This is a genomic window from Kitasatospora sp. NPDC048365, from assembly GCF_043200835.1.
In the GTDB taxonomy this organism is placed as follows: Bacteria; Actinomycetota; Actinomycetes; order Streptomycetales; family Streptomycetaceae; genus Kitasatospora; species Kitasatospora terrestris.
Genome location: NZ_JBICYJ010000036.1, coordinates 76,072 through 93,733, shown reverse-complemented (window position 1 = coordinate 93,733; position 17,662 = coordinate 76,072). Strand labels below are relative to the sequence as shown.

The following is a 17,662-nucleotide window of genomic DNA, read 5'->3' as shown; positions in this document are numbered from 1 at the left end:
CGACGACGATCTTCGCGGAGGTGGTGGCGCGGCTGGGGGCGGCCGCGTTAGAGCTTGCGAAGTCCACTGAGGACCCTTTCGAGCAGCGTGACGTCAGGCGTACCGCCCGACTCGCCCGCGGCGGCGGGCTGGTGGATGGCGACGAGACCGGCCTCCGCGAGGTCGGCGACGAGGATGCGGGCGACCCCGAGCGGGACCCCGGCCAGGGCCGAGATCTCGGCGACCGACTTGACCTCACGGCACAGCGCGACGATCCGCTGGTGCTCCGGCAGCAGGCCGCCGGAACCGGCGCTGCCGGTCGTCGAGATCAGCGCCTCGATGGCCAGCTGGTAGCGCGGGCGGGTGCGGCCACCGGTCATCGCGTACGGGCGGACCAGCGGCTGCTGCTCGTAGCCGTCGGACTGCTGGCCGCCGTAGCCGCCGCCGGCCTGCTGGCCGCCGTAGCCACTGCCGTACCCGTTGCCGTACCCGGCGGGTGTCGGGGGCGGGGTCATGCGTCCTCCTAGTGCTGCAGCCTGTCGCCGGTGCCCGGCCGGGGGGTTCGGTCGGGAAGGGTGTCAACCACCGGGCGGAGACTGTGGGGTGGAGCGCCGGGCCTGGTCGGGCGGCCCGGCGCCTGGTGAGGGACGGTCAGTGCAGGAGACTGCCCTGGAGTTCCGCGCGCAGTGCGGGGGTGAGGACCGCGCCGGCGCGGTCGACCAGGAGGGCCATCTCGTAGCCGACGAGGCCGATGTCCGAGTCCGGCGAGGCGAGGACGGCGAGGGCGGAGCCGTCGCTGACCGCCATCAGGAACAGGAAGCCGCGCTCCATCTCGACGACGGTCTGGTTGACCTCGCCGCCCTCGAAGATCCGGCTGGCGCCGGAGGTCAGCGAGGTGAGACCGGAGGCGACCGCGGCGAGCTGGTCGGCGCGGTCCCGAGGGAATCCCTCCGACATGCACAGCAGCAGACCGTCGGCGGAGACCACCACCGTGTGGGACACCCCGGGGGTGTTGTCCACGAAATTGGTGATCAGCCAGTTCAGGTTCTGTGCGGCCTGGCTCATCTGGATCAACTCAACGCTCCTGGTACTCGGGGCCGAAGCCGTTGTTGCCCTCGGCGTTGAACTGGCCGCCCTGGGTACCCCGGTTGCCACGGGCCGACCCGCCGAAACCGTCGAAGCCCTGCTGCTGCGGGGCCTGCTGGCCCGCACCGGCCTGGCGGCCCTGCTGGATGCCGCGGCGCAGGTTGGTCAGCCGGCCGCGCACCTCCTCCGGGCTGCGGGAGACCTGCGGACCGGTCAGCGGCGCCGCCTCGGCGGTGCCGGAGACCAGATTGGCCTGCGGGGTGCGACGGGGCAGCCCCGAGGTGGTGAGACCGCTGGTCGAGGGCTCGCGCACCTGCTCGGCCCGGCGCCAGCGCTCGTCGTTGGCCGAGGCGCGCCACGGGGCGTCGTCCTCCGACCGGCCGGGCGGCTGGGCGCCGTACGGCTGCTGCGGCGCCTGCTGGGCCTGCTGGGCCTGCGGAGCCTGCGGCTGCTGGGCCTGGGGCTGCTGGGCCTGCGGGGCCTGCTGCGGCGCGGCCTGGGGGGCCTGCCGCTGCGGGGCCTGCTGCTGGGCGGCCGGCGCCGGCCGGGCCTGGCCGAGGCCGGGAGCGGTGGTGCCGGGCCGCTGCGGCCGGTACGACTGCGACGCCTCGGGGGAGGCGGTCGGCAGCGCCATCGGCTGCGGACGCTCGGCCGGGGCCGGGGCCTGCGGCTGGAACGCCTGCGGAGCGACGGGCTGCTGGCCGGTCGGGTCCGGCAGCACCGGCTCGACCAGACCGAGACCCAGCGGGTCGCGCGGGTCGATGTCGGACGCCTCGAACCGCGGCCGGGCGAACTGCATGGTCGACTCGGCCGGGGACTGCTCGATCGGCGCGGGCGCCTGGCCGGCGCCCGGACGACCCGGCAGCCCCTGGCCCGGGCCCTGCGGCTGCGGACGGCGCTGCGGACCGCCGGTCGGGCCCTGGCCCGCCCAGCCGTGCTGGCCGGCCTCGGTGGGCCGCTGGCGCTCGGGCATCGGACGCCGGGCACCGGGCATGTTCGGAGCCTGCTGACCACCCTGCGGGCCGCCCTGCGGAGCCTGCTGGCCGCCCTGGGGGCCCTGCGGACCGCGGCGGGGCATCCCGCCCTGCGGGGCCTGGCCACCCGGACCGCCCTGGACGCCCGGGGCGCCGGAGGCACCCGGGACCCGGCGCGGGGGCAGGCCCTGCGCGGGGTTCTCGCGCAGCGACTGGCCGACCTCGCGGGTCGGCAGGCCGCCGGCCGGACGCTCGCCCTGCGGCGCCTGGGCACCGCCCTGCGGGGCGAACAGGTCGCCACCGCGCGGGGCGCCGGCCGGGCCGGACGAACCGCCCTGCGGGGCGAAGAGGTTGCCGCCACCCTGCGGAGCGCCGCCCTGCGGGCCCTGGCCCAGCTGCGGACGGCCGCCCGGGGCACCGCCCGCGGTCTGGCCGAGCGCGGCGGCCGGACGGCCACCGGACAGGCCGGCCGCCAGGTCGCCACCGGGACGTCCCTGCTGGCGCGGGGTCGGACCGACGCCGCGCTGCGGACCCTTCGGGCCCTGGCCGGGACGGCCGCCACGGCGGTCGGCGGTGTTGGTGACGTCGACCGGCAGCATGACCAGCGCGGTGGTGCCACCGGAGTCGGACGGGCGGAGCTGGATCCGGATGCCGTGTCGCAGGGACAGGCGGCCGACCACGAACAGACCCATGCGGCGGGAGACCGACACGTCCACGACCGGCGGGTTGGCCAGGCGCTCGTTGATGTCCGCCAGGTCGTCGGGGGAGAGGCCGATGCCGGTGTCGTGGATCTCGATCAGCACCCGGCCGTCCGGCAGGGCGTGGCCGGTGACCCGGACGCGGGTCTGCGGGCTGGAGAACGAGGTGGCGTTCTCCAGCAGCTCGGCGAGCAGGTGGACGAGGTCGTTGACGACGCGGCCGGCGACCTCGGCCGACGGCACGGAAGCCAGCTCGATGCGCTCGTACTGCTCCACCTCGGAGGCGGCGGCGCGGAGCACGTCGACCAGCGGGACCGGGCGGGTCCAGCGACGGCCCGGGTCCTCACCGGCGAGGACGAGGAGGTTTTCACCGTTGCGGCGCATGCGGGTCGCGAGGTGGTCGAGCTTGAACAGCGAGGCCAGCTGGTCCGGGTCGGCCTCGCGGCTCTCCAGCTCGGAGATCAGCGACAGCTGGCGCTGGATGAGGCCCTGGCTGCGGCGCGAGAGGTTGGTGAACATCGCGTTGATGTTGCCTCGCAGCAGCGCCTGCTCGGCGGCGAGGCGGACGGCCTCGCGGTGCACCATGTCGAACGCGTGGGCCACGTGGCCGATCTCGTCCGCGGAGTCGACGCCGACGGGCTCGACGGTGACGTCGACGTCGTGCGGGTCGCTCTCGGAGAGGGTCTTGACCAGCTCGGGGAGGCGGCGCTCGGCGACGTCCTCGGCCGCGGTCTGCAGTCGGGTCAGCGAGCGCACCATCGAGCGGGCCACCAGGGCGGCACCGGCGATGGCCACGATCAGCACCAGTGCGACCAGCGCGGCGTTGATCAGCGACTCGGTGTCGGCGTCGGACTGCAGCTGCTGGGCCTTGCCGTCCAGGTCGTCGAGGAGCGAGGTCTCGATCGACCGCTCGGCGATGATCTTGGCGCTGGCGTCGTCGTACCAGTTCTTGTAGGACCGGCTGTCGGCCTGGCGGATGCCGTTGGTGGTGAGGACGGCCTTGCTGAACCGGTCCGCGTCGGCGATCACCTGGTTCAGGCTGAGCTTGGAGAGCTTGGCGCGGGCCGCGGCCTCACCGTAGATCGCGGAGAAGTTGGCGCGGGCGTTGTCCTCGGTGTTCTGCAGCCGGATGCCGAAGGTCTCGTCCGATGCGGAGAACGAGGCGCCCTGCGGGTTGGCGAGCGCGGCGCTGATCAGCGCGCGCTGCATCGAGGAGGCCTCCTTGGCCAGCGAGAACTGCTGCAGCGCCCGGGTGATCTTGATCAGCTCGGTGGAGTTCGAGGTGATCGCGATGTCCTGGGTGATGCCGACCAGGTCCTTGATGATCACGTCGTAGCTGGTGATCGTGGCCTGGATGTTCTCGGCCTGCTTGTACGCGCTGTTGCGCGCGTCGGTCAGCTGGTTGAGGTCCTTGCGGACCTGCAGCAGCAGGGTCTTCGAGCCGGCCTGGTCGAGGTCGTCGAACTTGTCCGCGCTGGCCGCGAAGGCCTTGCTCAGCGCGTTGGTGTTCTTGTACGCCTCGGCGACCTCGGGGTCGTCGTGGCCGACGCCGGCGGTGAGCGGGCCGGCGCTGATGTCGCGCTCGGTCTGCAGGGCGTCCGCGAGCGCGGTCGCCCGGCGGGCCAGGTCGGCGAGGTCGCTCATCTGGGCGAGCTGACGGGAGTTCTCCATCGAGCTCTGCACGCGCAGGCCGCCGAAGGCGAGCGCCACCACCACGGGGAGCAGCAGCAGCGCGATCAGGCGCGTCCGGATTCGCCAGTTGCGCATGGCGAACCGGCTCATGCCGGTGGCGCGGCGGCGGTTGAGCGTGCCGCGCAGGCGCGAGCGGCGACTGACCTTCTCGGCGTCGCTCTCCTCGGCGGAGCCGGCACCGGCCTCGATGGTGGGCTCGGTGGTACCGCCGAAGGGTCGGTCGCCTGGACCCGTGTTCGGCGCTGCCTGGTGGGGGCCTGCCATGGGCTCCCGCGACTCCGGGTCACCCGCGGCGCCGCTGCCCCTCTTGAAACGTCCCTGCACTGGCGTCGCAACCTCTGGACCGGGCGCCCCTCCCCCTGCTCGGGGGTAGGGCGGTGTCGAGTTTTTCCGTCGCATTCCAGCACAGCGGGAGAAGTCCAACAAGGGCGGTTACGAGTCCGTGTCCTGGGCTACCCACTGCGTGCACCGTCTCACTGACTGTGCGGCTCCGGACCGGTAATACCGCTCTTTTCGGACACTCGCCGGATACATGCCAAGTCATCCGTTGATCGACTTCTGTGGAGAATGTCCGAGATGAGATGAATGCCGGAAATCGACAGCGACCCGAATTGCCCGTCCACGGCCAATTCCAACCACAATTGTGAGCAAAGTCACAGACAAATGTGTAGCTTTGGTCACGGCGGCTGTGGAATGCGATCTCTAACCTGGCAGGGTTGCGATGAGCCTGCCCAGCGGCCGGCCACCGCAAAAGTCCGACCACTCACGAAACCCAAGGTGTGACGCAATGTCCGAGACCCAGCAGGCCACTCGCTCCACGCTGAGCAGCGGTTCCACGGCCAACCCGCGCCGCACGACCCTGGCCTCCGTCGCGGACTTCAGCCGCCTCCCCGGCTTCGTGGCCTCCCAGGAGCCCCGCGAGTACGCCGTCGAGCTGCCCGGCAACACCGCCAACCCGCGCCGCAGCCAGCTGCGGGTCGCCCCCGCGCCCCGCGTCCCCCAGGACTGAGCTGCGGCAATATCGGCAGCGGTACCGATCCGCGGCCACTAACCTGGACAGCGCGAGCCGGGCCCGGGACTGCGGGCTCGGCCACCGTCCGGGAGCGTCCGGGCGGCCGACGAACCGAGAGGTTGCAGGGCAGTGCGTATTGCCAGGTTCTCCGTCCGGGAAGGGAGCCCTGCAGCGGGCTCCGTCTCCTTCGGCGTGGTCGAGGGGGAGGTGAACGAGCCCGACTCGATGGTGGTGCACGCCTTGGCCGGCCACCCCTTCGGCCCCCAGCAGCTGACCGGCGAGAGCTTCCGTCTCCAGGACGTGCGCCTGCTCTCCCCGATGCTGCCCAGCAAGATCGTCGCGGTGGGCCGCAACTACGCGGCGCACGCCGCGGAGCTGGGCAACGAGGTCCCGGCCGTGCCGCTGACCTTCTTCAAGCCCTCCACCGCCGTCATCGGCCCCACCGAGTCGATCGCCTACCCGCCGTTCTCCTCGGACGTGCAGCACGAGGCCGAGCTCGCCGTGGTGATCGGCCGGATGTGCCGCGAGGTGCCGCTGGAGCGGGTGCCCGAGGTGATCTTCGGCTACACCTGCGCCAACGACGTCACCGCGCGCGACGTGCAGCAGCGCGAGGGCCAGTGGGCCCGCGCCAAGGGCTTCGACACCTCCTGCCCGATCGGCCCGTGGATCGAGACCGACCTCGACCCGGACGACCTCGCCGTGACCTGCACGGTCAACGGCGAGCTCCGCCAGGCCGGCCGGACCTCCCAGATGGTCCGTTCGGTGGCCGAGCTGATCGTCCACATCTCCGAGGCGATGACCCTGCTCCCGGGCGACATCGTCCTGACCGGCACCCCCGCGGGTGTCGGCCCCCTCAACGTCGGCGACGAGGTCGCCGTCTCCGTCGAAGGCATCGGCACTCTCGCCAACAAGGTGATCAAGCGTGGCTAACAACCCTGACGTCCGGGTCCGTTTCTGTCCCTCCCCGACCGGCAACCCGCACGTGGGTCTGGTCCGCACCGCCCTGTTCAACTGGGCGTACGCGCGCCACCACGGCGGCACCCTGGTCTTCCGGATCGAGGACACCGACGCGGCCCGCGACTCCGAGGAGTCGTACGACCAGCTGCTCGACGCGATGCGCTGGCTCGGCTTCGACTGGGACGAGGGCCCCGAGGTCGGCGGCCCGCACGCGCCGTACCGGCAGTCGCAGCGGATGGACATCTACGCGGACGTCGCGCAGAAGCTGCTGGCCGCCGGCCACGCGTACCGCTGCTACTGCTCCACCGAGGAGCTGGACGCCCGCCGCGAGGCCGCCCGCGCGGCCGGCAAGCCGTCCGGATACGACGGCCACTGCCGCGAGTTGAGCGACGATCAGGTCGCCGTGTACGAGCAGGAGGGGCGGCAGCCGATCGTCCGCTTCCGGATGCCCGACGCCCCGATCTCCTTCGACGACCTGGTCCGCGGCCCGATCACCTTCGACCCCAAGGACGTGCCGGACTACGGCATCGTCCGGGCCAACGGCGCACCGCTGTACACCCTGGTGAACCCGGTCGACGACGCGCTGATGGAGATCACCCACGTGCTCCGCGGCGAGGACCTGCTCTCCTCGACGCCCCGTCAGATCGCCCTGTACGCCGCCCTCGCCGAGGTCGGCGTCGGCAACGGCACCACCCCGCGCTTCGGCCACCTGCCGTACGTGATGGGCGAGGGCAACAAGAAGCTCTCCAAGCGCGACCCGCAGGCCTCGCTCAACCTGTACCGCGAGCGCGGCTTCCTGCCCGAGGGCCTGCTCAACTACCTGGCCCTGCTGGGCTGGTCGCTCGCCGAGGACCGCGACATCTTCGACACCGACGAGATGGTCGCCGCCTTCGACATCGACGACGTCAACGGCAACCCGGCCCGCTTCGACCTGAAGAAGTGCGAGCACATCAACGCCGAGCACCTGCGCCGCCTCGCGCCGGAGGAGTTCGTCCGGCGCCTGGTGCCGTACCTGCAGGCCCCCGGCCTGCTGCCGGCCGAGCCCACCGCCGCCCAGCTCGACCTGCTGGCGAAGGTGGCGCCGCTCACCCAGGAGCGGATGGTCGTGCTCAGCGAGATCGTCAACATGGCCGGCTTCCTGTTCGTCGCCCCGGCCGACTTCGCGGTCGACCCGGAGGACGCCGCCAAGGTGTTGACCGCGGACGCCGCCCCGGTGCTGGAGGCCTCCATCAAGGCCCTGGAGGGCCTGGCGGACTACACCCCGGACCCGATCCAGGCCGCGCTGCGCGAGGCCCTGGTGGAGGGCCTGGGCATCAAGCCCAAGTTCGCCTTCACCCCGCTGCGGGTGGCGGTCACCGGCCGCCGGGTCTCCCCGCCGCTGTTCGAGTCGATGGAGCTGCTCGGCCGCGAGGAGACGCTGCGCCGTCTGCGCGCCGCGCTGGAGCTGGTCCCGGCCTCCTGACGGCCGCCCGCGGTGGCTGCGGGCCCGGTCGCTGACCAGGCCCGCAGCCACCCGGGGCCCTGCCTGCGGTTATCGATTTTGGAGCGGGGCCGCGCGTCGGGTAATGTTCTTTCTGCGCCGCCCGGTCCGGGAGGCGCAAGACACCGAGGAAGACCCCGCAAGGGGGTTGAACTCTGGTGGGGTATGGTGTAATTGGCAGCACGACTGATTCTGGTTCAGTTAGTCTAGGTTCGAGTCCTGGTACCCCAGCGCAGCACCCAGTGTGACGCAAGCCCCCGTTGTGTAGCGGCCTAGCACGCCGCCCTCTCAAGGCGGTAGCGCCGGTTCGAATCCGGTCGGGGGTACGCAATCTCAACAATTGCAAAATGATGAGCAAGCCCCCGTTGTGTAGCGGCCTAGCACGCCGCCCTCTCAAGGCGGTAGCGCCGGTTCGAATCCGGTCGGGGGTACTCATCAAGGCCCCCGTTGTGTAGCGGCCTAGCACGCCGCCCTCTCAAGGCGGTAGCGCCGGTTCGAATCCGGTCGGGGGTACTTTTGGGGTATGGTGTAATTGGCAGCACGAGTGATTCTGGTTCATTTAGTCTAGGTTCGAGTCCTGGTACCCCAGCCAGAAATCCGAGAAGCTCCGGCGAAAAGCCGGGGCTTTTTTTGCATTTCCGGCCCATCGGGGGGGCGCGGACCGCGCGGGCCGGGGCGCGCGGGCCGGGGCACGCGGAAGGGCCCGCCCCTCGGGGGCGGGCCCTCGCGCGTGGCTCAGCCGCGGCGCAGTGCCTCGGTGAGGCGGTTGGCGGCCTCGATGATGGCCTGGGCGTGCAGCCGGCCGGGGTGGCGGGTCAGGCGCTCGATCGGGCCGGACACCGACACGGCGGCCACCACCCGGTTGGAGGGGCCGCGGACGGGCGCGGAGACGGACGCCACGCCCGGCTCCCGCTCGCCGATCGACTGGGCCCAGCCGCGCCGCCGGACGCCGCTCAGCGCGGTGGCGGTGAAGCGGGCGCCCTGGAGGCCGCGGTGCAGGCGCTCGGGCTCCTCCCAGGCCAGCAGGACCTGGGCGGCGGAGCCGGCCTTCATCGGCAGCGTGGAGCCGACCGGCACGGTGTCCCGCAGGCCCGAGAGGCGCTCGGCGGCGGCCACGCAGATCCGCATCTCGCCCTGCCGGCGGTAGAGCTGGGCGCTCTCGCCGGTGACGTCGCGCAGGTGCGTGAGCACCGGGCCGGCGGCGGCCAGCAGCCGGTCCTCGCCGGCCGCGGCCGAGAGCTCGGCGAGTCGGGGGCCGAGGATGAACCGGCCCTGCATGTCCCTGGTGACCAGGCGGTGGTGTTCGAGAGCGACGGCGAGCCGGTGGGCCGTGGGCCGCGCCAGACCGGTGGCGGCGACCAGCCCCGCCAACGTGGCGGGGCCCGACTCCAGTGCGCTGAGCACCAGAGCGGCCTTGTCGAGAACGCCGACGCCGCTAGTGTTGTCCATGCTCCGATACTGCAGTCTCAGTCCGCGAGACGCAAGTTCAATCTTCCGAGAAAAGCGCCACTCTTGATGCAGCAGCCCGGAAGACACCCAGGATGGACCCTTACCAGGCTGTCCACATCCTGGACAACAGAGACGAGCGGCCGGCAACGCGGCCGGCTGGAGGGATTCCGATGGGACGGACACTGGCAGAGAAGGTCTGGGACGACCACGTCGTCAGGCGCGCCGAGGGCGAGCCCGACCTGCTCTACATCGACCTGCACCTGCTGCACGAGGTGACCAGCCCGCAGGCGTTCGACGGCCTCCGTCTGGCCGGCCGGAAGGTCCGCCGGACCGATCTGACGATCGCGACCGAGGACCACAACACCCCGACCCTGGACATCGACAAGCCGATCGCCGACCCGGTCTCCCGGGTCCAGCTGGAGACGCTGCGCAGGAACGCCGAGGAGTTCGGCGTGCGCATCCACTCGCTGGGCGACGTCGAGCAGGGCGTGGTCCACGTGGTCGGCCCGCAGCTGGGTCTGACCCAGCCCGGCACCACCGTGGTCTGCGGCGACTCCCACACCTCCACCCACGGCGCCTTCGGCGCACTGGCGTTCGGCATCGGCACCAGCCAGGTCGAGCACGTGCTGGCCACCCAGACGCTGCCGCTGGCCCCGTTCAAGACCATGGCCATCACGGTCGAGGGCGAGCTGCCCGAGGGCGTCACCGCCAAGGACCTGATCCTGGCCATCATCACCAAGATCGGCACCGGCGGCGGCCAGGGCTACGTCCTGGAGTACCGCGGCTCGGCGATCCGCAGCCTCTCCATGGAGGCCCGGATGACCATCTGCAACATGTCCATCGAGGCGGGTGCCCGGGCCGGCATGATCGCCCCGGACCGGACCACCTTCGACTACCTCGAGGGCCGTCCGCACGCCCCCCAGGGCGAGGACTGGGACGCCGCCGTCGCGTACTGGAGCACCCTGACCACCGACGAGGACGCGGTCTTCGACGCCGAGGTCTTCATCGACGCGAACGAGCTGACCCCGTTCGTCACCTGGGGCACCAACCCCGGCCAGGGCGCGCCGCTGGGCGCCAACGTGCCGAGCCCCGAGGACTTCGAGGACCCGCAGGAGAAGATCGCCGCGGAGAACGCCCTCAAGTACATGGGCCTGGAGGCCGGCACCCCGCTGCGCGAGGTCAAGGTCGACGCCGTCTTCGTCGGCTCCTGCACCAACGGCCGGATCGAGGACCTGCGCGCCGCCGCAGCGATCCTGGAGGGCCGGCAGATCGCCGAGGGCCTGCGGATGCTGGTCGTCCCCGGCTCGGTGCGGGTCGCCCTGCAGGCCGTCGAGGAGGGCCTGGACAAGGTCTTCACCGCCGCGGGTGCCGAGTGGCGCCACGCCGGCTGCTCGATGTGCCTGGGCATGAACCCGGACCAGCTCGCCCCGGGCGAGCGCTGCGCCTCGACCTCGAACCGCAACTTCGAGGGCCGCCAGGGCAAGGGTGGCCGCACCCACCTGGTCTCCCCCCAGGTGGCCGCCGCCACCGCGCTGGTGGGCCGTCTGGCCGCACCGTCCGACCTGACCGACCGCGTCGCCGTGGAGGCCTGAGCCATGGAGAAGTTCACCACCCACACCGGCCGCGCCGTCCCGCTGCGCCGCTCGAACGTGGACACCGACCAGATCATCCCGGCGCACTGGCTGAAGAAGGTCACCCGCTCCGGCTTCGAGGACGGCCTGTTCGAGGCCTGGCGCAAGGACGAGGACTTCGTCCTCAACCGCCCCGAGCGGCAGGGCGCCAGCGTGCTGGTGACCGGCCCCGAGTTCGGCACCGGCTCCTCCCGCGAGCACGCCGTCTGGGCGCTGCAGAACTACGGCTTCCAGGCGGTCATCTCCTCCCGCTTCGCCGACATCTTCCGCGGCAACTCGCTGAAGAACGGCCTGCTGACGGTCCTCCTCCCGCAGGAGACCGTGGAGGCGCTGTGGGCGCTGATCGAGGCGGACCCGACCGCCGAGATCACCGTCGACCTGGAGGCCCGCGAGGTGCGCGCCGAGGGCATCACGGCCTCGTTCGAACTGGACGACAACGTCCGCTGGCGCCTGCTGAACGGCCTGGACGACATCTCCATCACCCTTCAGAACGAGGGCGACATCGCGGCGTTCGAAGGCACCCGGCCCGCGTTCAAGCCGCGTACTCTGCCGGCCGCCTGAGTGGCGACCGAGTAGCACCTTTCTGACGCAGCGACGGAAGACCCGCCCCCACCCCGGGGGCGGGTCTTCCGCGTTGAGTGCGCGTAATCAACCCGCATCAACCCGCTGAAAGCCGCCCTGGTGTAGTGCAACTCGCAACAGATGGCACAATCGTTGCGTGCACCGGAACCCCGAACCTCCGTACCCGGGTGGCGAACCCGCGTCACCGGAGGGGACGGACGGTGCTACCGACTCGGAAGTCACCGCGCTCTACGCGCTGGTGGCCGAGCGGTTGAAGCAAGCCCATGCCCGCGTTCATGCGCTGAACGTGTCAACGGACGCAAAGACCGCTCTCACCCGTCAACTGCTCATCGTCACCGAGACCGCCAAGCGTGATCTCCCGGAGGCGGCGCGGCGGTTGAGTCGCTTTGTGCAGGACCTCGACGAGGGGCGCATCCCGCCCACCTGAGGTCGCCGATGCGCAAATTCGTTGCGACACTAGGGTGATTCACGCGTTTGGTAATTGAAAGTCCGCACATACATACCTAACGTGCGAAATGAACGGATGGATTCATCCGGCGCCCGTTTCCGAAGGGGAAGACGTGAACAAGGCTCAGCTTGTCGAAGCGGTGGCCGAGCAGCTGGGCGGTCGCAAGGCTGCCGCAGAGGCCGTCGACGCAGTGCTCGACACCATGGTGCGTGCCGTCGTGGCGGGTGACCGCGTGTCGGTCACCGGTTTCGGCACCTTCGAGAAGGTGGAGCGCTCGGCGCGCTTCGCCCGCAACCCGCAGACCGGCGAGCGGGTGAAGGTCAAGAAGACCTCCGTGCCGCGGTTCCGTCCGGGTCAGGGCTTCAAGGACCTCGTCTCCGGCAGCAAGAAGCTGCCGAAGGAGGGCCCCTCCGTGAAGAAGGCGCCCAAGGGCTCGCTCACCCCGGGCAAGTCCGGTGTCGCCGCCACCCCCGCCGCCAAGCGTGCCGCCACCAAGCGCGCCGCGGCCGCCGCCGCCGCCCCGGCCACCAAGAAGGCCGCCGCCGCGAAGAAGACCACCACCGCCACCGCCGCGAAGAAGGCGACCGCGGTCAAGAAGACCACGGCCACCAAGACCACCGCCGCGAAGACGACCGCTGCGAAGACGACCGCCGCGAAGACCACGGCGGCCAAGACCACCGCGGCCAAGACCGCCGCGGCGAAGAAGGCCGCTCCGGCCAAGACCGCCGCCGCCGCCAAGAAGGCCGCTCCGGCGAAGAAGGCCGCGACCACCGCGAAGAAGACCGCTCCGGCGAAGAAGACCGCCACGCGCAAGACCGCCGCGCGCAAGTCGACCGCCAAGTAGTCGCCCCGACGGCCGGTCAGGCCGTCAACAGCTGCGGCGGCCCACCCCGGTGCAATACCGGGGCGGGCCGCCGCAGCTGTCTGCTGTTCAGGAGAATTCGCCGACCGGGAGCTCGTAGACGATTTCCCAGCGGGAATCCGGAACGACCAGATCGGCGGTCTCCACCGCGCGGCCGGCGTCGTCGTAGTGCGTCCGCTCGATGACGGTGACCAGATCACCCGCCGAAATGCCGAGCAGCAGAGCCTGCTCCACGGTCGCGCGCGCCGGGCGCGGACGCTCCACCACCCGCACCACGCGTACGCCGATCGAGTCCATCCGCTTCAGCACGCCGCGCCCCGAACCGATCGGGTTCCGCTCCGGCAGCAGCACCGGCTGGCCGCGGGTGATGGCCATCGGCTCCCAGCTGTCGGCGAGTTGGACCGGTCGGCGGTCGGCGAAGAACTCGTACCGGGTGCGCACGGTGGGCTCGCCCGGCGCGATGCCCAGCCGCTCGGCGATGTGCTCGGGCGCCGGCTCGCGGGCGAAGGAGTGCGAGTCGTAGCTGTCCGGCTTCAGCTCGTTCGGGAAGGACGAGCCCAGGCGCGAGCGGACCATCGTGCGGTGCTCCGGCGGCTGCCGGACGTACGTCCCCGAGCCGGCCCGGCCCTCCAACAGGTTCTGCTCGATGAGGAGTTCCTGCGCGCGCTGCAGCACGTTCGGCCCCACGCCGTAGTCCTGGGCCAGCCGGGCCCGGGACGGCAGCCGCTCACCGACCGACCACTCGCCGGCCGCGATGCGGCGGCGCAGGTCCTCGGCGATCCGCTGGTACGGGGGCTCCTGCGACGGCATCTGGCTCTCCCGGCGGCAGCTGACGGGTGATACGAGGTTGACAATCTAATGCATCAGGTGGAATCTAATGCGTTAGATTCACTTTGCGTGACCAGCTGCTCTCGGGGAGAGGCGTTGCGTGCGAACCACCAGGGCGTTTGACCTCGCCGCCCGCCTGGCGACCGCGACCGGTGGCCGGGCACGCATCCGCCGCCTTCCCGGTGGCGGCTTCCGGGTGGAGGCCGAACTGCCCGCGGAGCTCGACCGGGACGCCCACCTGGAGATGCTGGCCGCGCTGTCCTCGGCCGACCGCTTCGGCCACCAGTACATCGCCACGGTCCACCTGGTGTGGGCCGAACTCGACGAGGAGTCAGTGCAATGAACGCCACCGCGCCCGCGCCCAAGGGGTACACCGTCTCGATCGAGGACATCACCGAGCCGGCCACCTTCACCCGGCTCCCGGACGCGCTCGACGCGCTCTGGCAGTCGCTCCGCGTCCTCCCGCTCGGGTGGACCCAGTACGAGGCCTACCGCTACTTCTTCGGGCCGGGCGCCGTCGAACGCGTCGAGACCTTCCTCGCCCGCGACGGCCGACTCACCCTCAGCTTCCACATGGCCGGCCGCGCCCACGCGATCCGTCTCGACACCTGACCCCCGAGCGCACGACGAACCCCCCACTCCCGGCAGGACGCGCCCCCTGGCCGGGATTTCGCCTGTCCGGACCTGATGCGCCTCCGGCGGACCGGCCGTTGCCGCCTTCGGCGGGGGCCGCGCAGCGGTAAGGACTTGGCGGGTCGCCCGGGCGCAATTCGCCTTCGGCGGCTCGGCGTTGCCGGGGGAGTCCGCCTCCGGCGGGGCCGCGTGGCGGTGGGCCGGCGGCCGGCAGGGTCCGCCCCCGGCGGGGATTCCGGTCGCCCGGACGCGATTCGCCTCCGGCGGGGCCGCGAAGCGGTAAGGACTTGGCCGGTCGCCCGGACGCGATTCGCCTTCGGCGGGCCGGTGTTGCCGGGGGAGCCCGCCTCCGGCGGGGTGCGCCGGCGGTGGGGTTTCGACTGCCTGCGGGGCTGCGGGGCTGCGGGGCCTGGTGGCCGGTCAGGCGTCGGCGGGGTCGGGGAAGGTCTGGAGGGTGATGAAGACGACGCGGCGGGCGTCGCCGCTGCCCTCGGTGCGGATGCGGACGCGCTGGCCGGGGCGGAGCAGTCGCAGGCCGCCGGCGTCGAAGGCGGCGGCGTCGAACGGGACGGGGGTGCCGTCGTCGAGGAGGACGGAACCGGTCCGGGTCGCCGGGTCGAAGGTGAAGGAGGTGGCCTGCATGCAGGCAGCATAGCGAGCCCGGTCAGTGGAGCAGGGCGGCCGTGTGCGGGCCGACGCCGAGGGCGAGGGCCTCGGCGAGGTCGGCGGGGGTGTCGACGTCCCGGCGGACGGACGGTACGTCGGCGACGGCGAGTTCGCGGGCGCCGCCGCTCGCGTGGTCGCGCCGCGAGGTCGGCCCGAACGCGGGGGAGAGCGGCGCCCCGGGCCGGCAGGCGAGCAGGACGGTGCCGGTGCCGGGTGCGTCGGGCAGGAAGGCGCGGCCGACGGCCGGCACCGCGCCGAGCACCCGGCCGAGTTCGCCGGCCCGCAGGGCGGGCAGGTCGGCGGAGAGGGTGGCGACCGGCGCGTGCGGGTCGCTCTCGCGTGCCCGCCGCACGCCGTGCGCGAGGGCGGGGTTGAGTCCGCCGCCGGGTTCGTCGGCGACGACGGTGGCGCCGAGCGCGGTGAGCCGGCGGCCGGCGGCGGGGTCGCGGGTGACCACCAGGACGCGGTGGACCTCGCGGCAGGCGAGGGCGGCGGTGACGGTGTCCAGGGCGAAGGCGAGCGCGAGGTCCGGCCGCCGTGCGCCGGGGAATCCGGCGAGCCGGCTCTTGGCGAGTTCCAGCCGCTTCACGGGCAGCACCAGGGACCAGCCGGCGCCGCCACCGGACGGTCCGGGCGGGACGGGCGCGACGGGGCGTACGGTGTCCTCTGTCATCGGCGTCAATTCTGGCGCCGGTGCCAATGCGCAGGCCAACCCCGTCGGGCCCCGGCGGTGCGTGTGCCTGATCACTCGCGCCGGGCCACCGGCGGGGGCTGCTCGACAGCCGGTCCGCCCACGGGCGAGACTGGTCGCCGCTCGGAGCCGAGACCGGCCCAGGTGAGGACAGACCGCGGCACCCCGGGTGCCGCACCGGATGAGGAGGAGCTGGGGTGGCGCGCCGCTCTAACGCCAGGTTCGGCAATCCCGACTACGGGATCTGGTACCGCTTCGCGGCCGTGCTCGTGAAGCCGGTGACCCTCGCCCTGGCGACGCGGGACTGGCGCGGCTGGGAGCACCTGCCCGAGAAGGGCGGGTTCATCGCCGCGGTGAACCACAACTCGGTCATCGACCCGGTGTTCTACGCGCACTGGCAGTACAACAGCGGCCGCCCGCCGCGGATCCTCGGCAAGTCCTCGCTGTTCTCGATCCCGTTCATCGGGTTCATGCTGCGCAAGACCGGCCAGATCCCGGTGTTCCGGGAGTCGACGGACGCCGCCGAGGCGTTCCGCGCCGCGATCGAGGCGATCGACAACGGCCAGTGCGTGCAGTTCTACCCGGAGGGCACGCTGACCCGGGACCCGGAGCTGTGGCCGATGACCGGCAAGAGCGGCGCCGCCCGGGTCGCGCTGATGACCGGCGCGCCGGTGATCCCGGTGGCGCACTGGGGCGCGCACGAGATCATCCCGCCTTACGGGCGCGGCGGCGGTGCCAAGTACCGGCCGTTCCCGCGGCACAAGGTGATCGTGTCGGCGGGCCCGGCGGTCGACCTGTCCAAGTACCAGGGGCAGGAGATCACCGCGCAGGTGCTGCGGGACGCCACGGACGACATCCTGGCGGCGATCACCGAGGTGCTGGAGGGGATCCGCGGGGAGAAGGCGCCCGCCGAGCGGTACGACATGCGCAGGGCGGCCCGGGAACGGGCGGCCGCGGCGGAGGCGAAGAAGGACCGGGCGGAGGGCGGCCGATGACCCGCTGCGCCGTGATGGGCACCGGCTCCTGGGGCACCGCGTTCGCGATGATCCTGGCCGACGCCGGCTGCGAGGTGGTCCTGTGGGGCCGCCGCAAGGAACTGGTCGACGCGATCGACCGGGACCACGTCAACCCGGACTACCTGCCGAACCTGCGGCTGCCGGAGTCGATCCGGGCCACCACCGACCCGGCCGAGGCGCTGGCCGGCGCGGACTTCGCGGTGCTCTCGGTGCCGTCCCAGACGCTGCGCGACAACCTCGCGCACTGGGCGCCGCTGCTGGGCCCCGAGACCGTGCTGGTCTCGCTGATGAAGGGCATCGAGCTCGGCACCGCGAAGCGGATGAGCGAGGTCGTCCAGGAGGTCGCCGGGGTCGGCCCGGAGCGGGTCGCGGTGGTCTCCGGACCCAACCTGGCCGGCGAGATCGCCAACCGGCAGCCCGCCGCCACCGTGGTCGCGTGCACCGACGAGGCGGTCGCCAAGCGCTTCCAGACCGCCTGCCACACCCCGTACTTCCGCCCGTACACCAACACCGACGTGATCGGCTGCGAGCTCGGCGGCGCGGTGAAGAACGTGATCGGCCTGGCGGTCGGCATGGCCAACGGCATGGGCCTGGGCGACAACACCAAGGCCACCCTGATCACCCGCGGCCTGGCCGAGACCACCCGGCTGGGACTGGCGCTCGGTGCCGACGCGCACACCTTCGCGGGCCTGGCCGGCATGGGCGACCTGGTGGCCACCTGCTCCTCGCCGCTGTCGCGCAACAACACCTTCGGCACCAATCTCGGCCGCGGCATGACGCTGGCCGAGACGATCGCCGCAACCAGCCAGACCGCGGAGGGCGTCAAGTCCTGCGAGTCGGTGCTCGACCTGGCCCGGCGCAACGGCGTCGACATGCCGATCGTCGAGGCCGTGGTCGACGTCGTGCACAACGGCCGGCCCACCCAGGAGGTGCTCAAGGGCCTCATGGCCCGTTCGGCCAAGCCGGAGCGCCGGTGAC

The 17,662-nt window shown here is 72.2% G+C and carries 18 protein-coding genes and 5 tRNA genes; 16 read left to right on the top strand and 7 right to left on the bottom strand.

From position 1 onward, the window contains the following. Nucleotides 1–47: 47 nt before the first annotated feature. The 3 genes from ACGFX4_RS30360 to ACGFX4_RS30350 form a co-directional block, all read right to left on the bottom strand. The gene (locus tag ACGFX4_RS30360) at nucleotides 48–494 is read right to left on the bottom strand and encodes a DUF742 domain-containing protein (RefSeq protein ID WP_393080961.1); all 447 of its coding nucleotides are present in this window, start codon (nucleotides 492–494) and stop codon (nucleotides 48–50) included. 136 nt (nucleotides 495–630) lie between these two features. Further along, a complete protein-coding gene (locus ACGFX4_RS30355; protein WP_030057391.1) occupies nucleotides 631–1,044 on the bottom strand; it encodes a roadblock/LC7 domain-containing protein in 414 nt (137 codons plus the stop codon). 10 nt (nucleotides 1,045–1,054) lie between these two features. Further along, nucleotides 1,055–4,693 carry a nitrate- and nitrite sensing domain-containing protein gene (locus ACGFX4_RS30350; protein ID WP_393080958.1) on the bottom strand — a complete coding sequence of 1,213 codons (3,639 nt, stop codon included), beginning with the start codon at nucleotides 4,691–4,693 and terminating at the stop codon, nucleotides 1,055–1,057. Between the two features lie 523 nt (nucleotides 4,694–5,216). Between ACGFX4_RS30350 and ACGFX4_RS30345 the strand changes: the two genes are divergently transcribed. From ACGFX4_RS30345 to ACGFX4_RS30310, 8 genes are all read left to right on the top strand, one after another. Beyond that, nucleotides 5,217–5,438 (top strand): hypothetical protein, encoded by a 222-nt coding sequence (locus ACGFX4_RS30345; protein WP_393080955.1) that lies wholly within the window; start codon nucleotides 5,217–5,219, stop codon nucleotides 5,436–5,438. Between the two features lie 132 nt (nucleotides 5,439–5,570). After that, the gene (locus ACGFX4_RS30340; RefSeq protein ID WP_393080953.1) at nucleotides 5,571–6,371 is read left to right on the top strand and encodes a fumarylacetoacetate hydrolase family protein; all 801 of its coding nucleotides are present in this window, start codon (nucleotides 5,571–5,573) and stop codon (nucleotides 6,369–6,371) included. Then, on the top strand, nucleotides 6,364–7,860 hold the full coding sequence (gene gltX, locus ACGFX4_RS30335; protein ID WP_393080950.1) for a glutamate--tRNA ligase: 1,497 nt from the start codon (nucleotides 6,364–6,366) through the stop codon (nucleotides 7,858–7,860). Before ACGFX4_RS30340 ends, gltX begins: the two co-directional genes overlap by 8 nt. Before the next feature lie 177 nt (nucleotides 7,861–8,037). Beyond that, nucleotides 8,038–8,109 (top strand) — tRNA-Gln (locus ACGFX4_RS30330). Between the two features lie 22 nt (nucleotides 8,110–8,131). After that, nucleotides 8,132–8,204, top strand: a tRNA-Glu gene (locus ACGFX4_RS30325). A 32-nt stretch (nucleotides 8,205–8,236) separates the two neighbouring features. Further along, nucleotides 8,237–8,309: transfer RNA gene (locus tag ACGFX4_RS30320), tRNA-Glu, on the top strand. A gap of 9 nt (nucleotides 8,310–8,318) precedes the next feature. Next, nucleotides 8,319–8,391, top strand: a tRNA-Glu gene (locus tag ACGFX4_RS30315). A gap of 4 nt (nucleotides 8,392–8,395) precedes the next feature. Then, a tRNA-Gln gene (locus ACGFX4_RS30310) sits at nucleotides 8,396–8,470 on the top strand. A gap of 143 nt (nucleotides 8,471–8,613) precedes the next feature. Here the strand turns inward: ACGFX4_RS30310 and ACGFX4_RS30305 are convergent. After that, complete coding sequence (locus ACGFX4_RS30305) at nucleotides 8,614–9,327, bottom strand: IclR family transcriptional regulator (RefSeq protein WP_345699088.1); 714 nt, start codon at nucleotides 9,325–9,327, stop codon at nucleotides 8,614–8,616. Nucleotides 9,328–9,497: 170 nt separating this feature from the next. On the opposite strand from ACGFX4_RS30305, the gene leuC reads away from it, so the two are divergent. The 4 genes from leuC to ACGFX4_RS30285 all read left to right on the top strand — a co-directional run bounded on the left by leuC (nucleotide 9,498) and on the right by ACGFX4_RS30285 (nucleotide 12,832). Beyond that, nucleotides 9,498–10,919, top strand: coding sequence for a 3-isopropylmalate dehydratase large subunit (gene leuC, locus ACGFX4_RS30300; protein ID WP_393080947.1), 1,422 nt, complete (start codon nucleotides 9,498–9,500; stop codon nucleotides 10,917–10,919). 3 nt (nucleotides 10,920–10,922) lie between these two features. Continuing rightward, the gene (gene leuD, locus ACGFX4_RS30295) at nucleotides 10,923–11,519 is read left to right on the top strand and encodes a 3-isopropylmalate dehydratase small subunit (RefSeq protein ID WP_393080944.1); all 597 of its coding nucleotides are present in this window, start codon (nucleotides 10,923–10,925) and stop codon (nucleotides 11,517–11,519) included. A gap of 157 nt (nucleotides 11,520–11,676) precedes the next feature. Continuing rightward, nucleotides 11,677–11,967: a hypothetical protein gene (locus ACGFX4_RS30290; protein ID WP_393080941.1), complete on the top strand. Its 291-nt coding sequence runs from the start codon at nucleotides 11,677–11,679 to the stop codon at nucleotides 11,965–11,967. 133 nt (nucleotides 11,968–12,100) lie between these two features. Then, nucleotides 12,101–12,832, top strand: a complete 732-nt coding sequence (locus ACGFX4_RS30285) for an HU family DNA-binding protein (protein ID WP_393080938.1) — start codon at nucleotides 12,101–12,103, stop codon at nucleotides 12,830–12,832. A gap of 87 nt (nucleotides 12,833–12,919) precedes the next feature. Here the strand turns inward: ACGFX4_RS30285 and ACGFX4_RS30280 are convergent, their stop codons facing one another. Beyond that, nucleotides 12,920–13,660, bottom strand: coding sequence for a GntR family transcriptional regulator (locus ACGFX4_RS30280; protein WP_393080935.1), 741 nt, complete (start codon nucleotides 13,658–13,660; stop codon nucleotides 12,920–12,922). A 118-nt stretch (nucleotides 13,661–13,778) separates the two neighbouring features. On the opposite strand from ACGFX4_RS30280, the gene ACGFX4_RS30275 reads away from it, so the two are divergent. Beyond that, nucleotides 13,779–14,021: a hypothetical protein gene (locus tag ACGFX4_RS30275; protein WP_345699093.1), complete on the top strand. Its 243-nt coding sequence runs from the start codon at nucleotides 13,779–13,781 to the stop codon at nucleotides 14,019–14,021. Continuing rightward, on the top strand, nucleotides 14,018–14,290 hold the full coding sequence (locus ACGFX4_RS30270; RefSeq protein ID WP_345699094.1) for a hypothetical protein: 273 nt from the start codon (nucleotides 14,018–14,020) through the stop codon (nucleotides 14,288–14,290). The genes ACGFX4_RS30275 and ACGFX4_RS30270 overlap by 4 nt, the downstream gene beginning before the upstream one ends. Nucleotides 14,291–14,731: 441 nt before the next feature. Here the strand turns inward: ACGFX4_RS30270 and ACGFX4_RS30265 are convergent, their stop codons facing one another. Next, complete coding sequence (locus ACGFX4_RS30265; RefSeq protein WP_393080931.1) at nucleotides 14,732–14,953, bottom strand: hypothetical protein; 222 nt, start codon at nucleotides 14,951–14,953, stop codon at nucleotides 14,732–14,734. A 22-nt stretch (nucleotides 14,954–14,975) separates the two neighbouring features. After that, on the bottom strand, nucleotides 14,976–15,650 hold the full coding sequence (cofC, locus tag ACGFX4_RS30260; protein ID WP_393080928.1) for a 2-phospho-L-lactate guanylyltransferase: 675 nt from the start codon (nucleotides 15,648–15,650) through the stop codon (nucleotides 14,976–14,978). Nucleotides 15,651–15,865: 215 nt separating this feature from the next. Here cofC and ACGFX4_RS30255 point away from each other — a divergent pair, with 215 nt between their 5' ends. Together ACGFX4_RS30255 and ACGFX4_RS30250 are read left to right on the top strand one after the other, a co-directional pair. Beyond that, nucleotides 15,866–16,663, top strand: coding sequence for a lysophospholipid acyltransferase family protein (locus ACGFX4_RS30255; RefSeq protein ID WP_393080925.1), 798 nt, complete (start codon nucleotides 15,866–15,868; stop codon nucleotides 16,661–16,663). After that, complete coding sequence (locus tag ACGFX4_RS30250) at nucleotides 16,660–17,661, top strand: NAD(P)H-dependent glycerol-3-phosphate dehydrogenase (protein WP_393080923.1); 1,002 nt, start codon at nucleotides 16,660–16,662, stop codon at nucleotides 17,659–17,661. The genes ACGFX4_RS30255 and ACGFX4_RS30250 overlap by 4 nt, the downstream gene beginning before the upstream one ends. Nucleotide 17,662 lies beyond the last annotated feature (1 nt).